The following is a 2,840-nucleotide window of genomic DNA, read 5'->3' on the forward strand; positions in this document are numbered from 1 at the left end:
CACTGGCCATCTGAAAGATCCCCTCGCCCCACACCGAGATCATCACGGCACGAGGCGAGACACGGACCTCAGTTCTAAAACACGGCCTAGGGGCTCTGGGGGTCGAGTTTCAGCATCGCTTCCTCGTCCGGGGAACCGGCCGGCGCCTGGTACGCCACCAGGCGCTGGCCGCCGGTCCTGGCCAGCTGCATGACCTCGAACGTCAATGTCATCGTGCCCGCCTTCGGGTGGGCGAAGGTCTTGGTGCCGCCGCTGCGCTCCTGCACGTCGTAGCGGTCCCAGATACGGGTGAACTCCGGCGATTTGAGAAGGAGTTCACCGACGAGCGCGGTCAGCCGCGGGTCGTCGGGGTCGCCGCCCGCGATGGCCCGCAGATGCGCGACCGACGCCGTCACCGTCTCCTCCCACGGCACGTACAGCTCACGGCCGACCGGGTGCAGGAAGAGGTAGCGGGTGATGCTGCGCTGCTCGGGCGGCCAGTCCCACAGGCCCGGCAGCAGGCGGCGGCCCGCCGGATTCGCGGCGAGCATGAAGTTGTAGCGGTTGACGACGTACGCGGGCAGCGGGCGCAGCGCCTCCAGCATGGTCAGTACCGACGGGCGCACGGTGTCGTCGTCCGTGGCGCGGGGCTCGCCGGATCCGGAGGACCGGCCCGAGGCCAGTTCGGCCAGGTCGTGCAGCCGCTCGTAGGCGTCGCCGCGCAGGCGCAGGGCGCGGCCGATGGCGTCGATCACGGAGGTCGAGGGGTTCGTCTCGCGGCCCCGCTCCAGGCGCGTGTAGTAGTCCACGCTGACCCCGGAGAGCGTGGCCAGTTCCTCGCGGCGCAGGCCCGGGGTGCGGCGCAGTCCGGTGCCCGCGGGCAGGCCGACGTCCTTGGGAGTGACCTGGGCCCTGCGGGCCCGCAGATAGCGGCCCAGTTCCGTGGTTTCAGCCATGCTTTCCATTCTCCACGGCCGCCGGGTGCGGTGAGGGGGTGTGTCAGGGCCAGGAACGCCCCACCCCGGTGAAGCGCGGCCTGCCACCTTCGCGCCGCCGGTCCCAGAGTGGTGGTCGTAGCGAGTGGCCGGGGGCCCCGGGCCCAGGGAGTGCATGTCACAGGGCCGCGGCCCGGCGCCCCCGCCCACTCGCCCGTACCGGAACCGACCTGGAGGCCGGCATGACCGTCGCCACCGCAGTCCCCGCCACCCGCGTGGCGCCCGGCGCCGAGGCCGTACCCGGCCCCCGTCGGCCGCCCGCCGCCTTCGCCCTGATCGCCGCGCTGCTCGGCTTCACCGTCATCACCATCGACGTCTCGGCGGTGAACATCGCGCTGCCCGCCGTCGGCGCCTCGCTGCACGGCGGCATGACCGGCCTGCAATGGGTCGTCGACGCGTACACGCTGCTCTTCGCCGGGCTGATGCTGTCGGCCGGCGCGCTCGCCGACCGGGCCGGGGCCCGCCGCGCCTACGCGTTCGGCGTCGGCCTGTTCACCCTCGCCTCCCTGGCCTGCGGGCTCGCCCCCGGGATCGGCGCGCTCGTCGCGGCGCGCGTGGTGCAGGGTGCGGCGGCGGCCGTCGTCATGCCGGCCTCGCTGTCGCTGATCCGGCAGGCGTACGACGACGCGCGGCACCGGGCGCGGGCCATCGCGCTGTGGACGGTGGGCGGTTCGGTCGCGATGGCGGCGGGGCCCGTGCTCGGCGGGGTGCTGACCGAGTCCGTCGGGTGGCGGGCCGTGTTCTTCCTCAACCTGCCCGTCGGCGCGGCGATCCTGGCCGTGCTCGTACGGGTCGCGCCGTCGCCGCGCAGGCCCGCGCCGATCGACGTTCCCGGGCAGATCACGGCCGTGCTCGCGCTGGCCGGGCTGACCTTCGCCGTGATCGAGGGCGGGCATGCGGGGTGGACCTCGGTGCCGGTGCTCGGGTCGCTCGTGATCGCCGCGGTGTCCGCCGTCGCCTTCCGCGCCGTCGAGAAGCGGCACCGGGCGCCCGTGGTGCCGCCGGCCATGCTGCGCGACCGCACCGTCGCCGTCTCGCTCGCCGTCGGCTTCGCCCTGAACCTGGCCTTCTACGGCCTCGTCTTCCTTCTCGGGCTCTACTTGCAGCAGGCGCGCGGCATGTCGGCGCTTGCCGCTGGTCTGGTCTTCGTCCCGCTCTCGGTGATCATCACCTCCACGAACCTGGTCTCCCCGCGCGTCGCCGAACGCATCGGTCGCCGCCCGGTCATCGTCATCGGCCAACTCGTCCTGTCCCTGGCCATGTTCGTGCTCCTCCCGCTCGACGCCGGTACGCCGATGTGGCTGGTGCTGCTGCTCCTGGTGCCGACCGGGCTCGGCGGAGCCTTCGCCGTTCCGGCGCTGACGGCTCTGCTGATGGACTCGGTGCCGGGTCCTCGTTCCGGAATCGCGTCGGGCCTCCTGAACGCCCTCCGCCAGACCGGCGGTGCGCTGGCTGTGGCGCTGTTCGGGGCCCTGGTGTCGGGCGACGGCTTCTCGTTGCCGGGCATGCGGGTCAGCCTGCTCATCGCGGGCTGCGTGCTGCTGGTGACGTCGGCCCTGGCCGGGCTGCTTCTGCCCCGCAAGAGCGAATGACGGCCAGCCGTGAGCGTCGCCGGGTGCGGCCCGGTGGCCTCTTCCCGCGCAGTTCCCCGCGCCCCTGAGCCATGCGCTGCGCGCAGCCTCCCCGACAGAGGCTGCGCCTCCGCCGCGCCTCTGTCGATGAGATGCCGCACGAAGTGCGCATCTCAGGGGCGCGGGGAACTGCGCGACTAGCCACGACGGTGGCGCGCGTGGGGTACGGCCTGGGGGCGCGGGGAACGGCGCGAGAAGCGGCCACCGGGCCGCGCGCGAAGAACGACCTAGGGGC

Annotated in this window: 2 protein-coding genes; one reads left to right on the forward strand and one right to left on the reverse strand. The window is 73.3% G+C overall.

Annotated elements, in window-relative coordinates; genetic code table 11:
• Nucleotides 1–86: 86 nt before the first annotated feature.
• A complete protein-coding gene (locus K377_RS14435; RefSeq protein WP_111663744.1) occupies nucleotides 87–935 on the reverse strand; it encodes a helix-turn-helix domain-containing protein in 849 nt (282 codons plus the stop codon).
• Nucleotides 936–1,156: 221 nt separating this feature from the next.
• Here K377_RS14435 and K377_RS14440 point away from each other — a divergent pair, with 221 nt between their 5' ends.
• Entirely contained in the window at nucleotides 1,157–2,566 is a 1,410-nt protein-coding gene (locus tag K377_RS14440) for an MFS transporter (RefSeq protein ID WP_111663745.1), read from the forward strand.
• Nucleotides 2,567–2,840 lie beyond the last annotated feature (274 nt).

The organism is Streptomyces sp. PsTaAH-137 (assembly GCF_003259365.1).
In the GTDB taxonomy this organism is placed as follows: domain Bacteria; phylum Actinomycetota; class Actinomycetes; order Streptomycetales; family Streptomycetaceae; genus Streptomyces.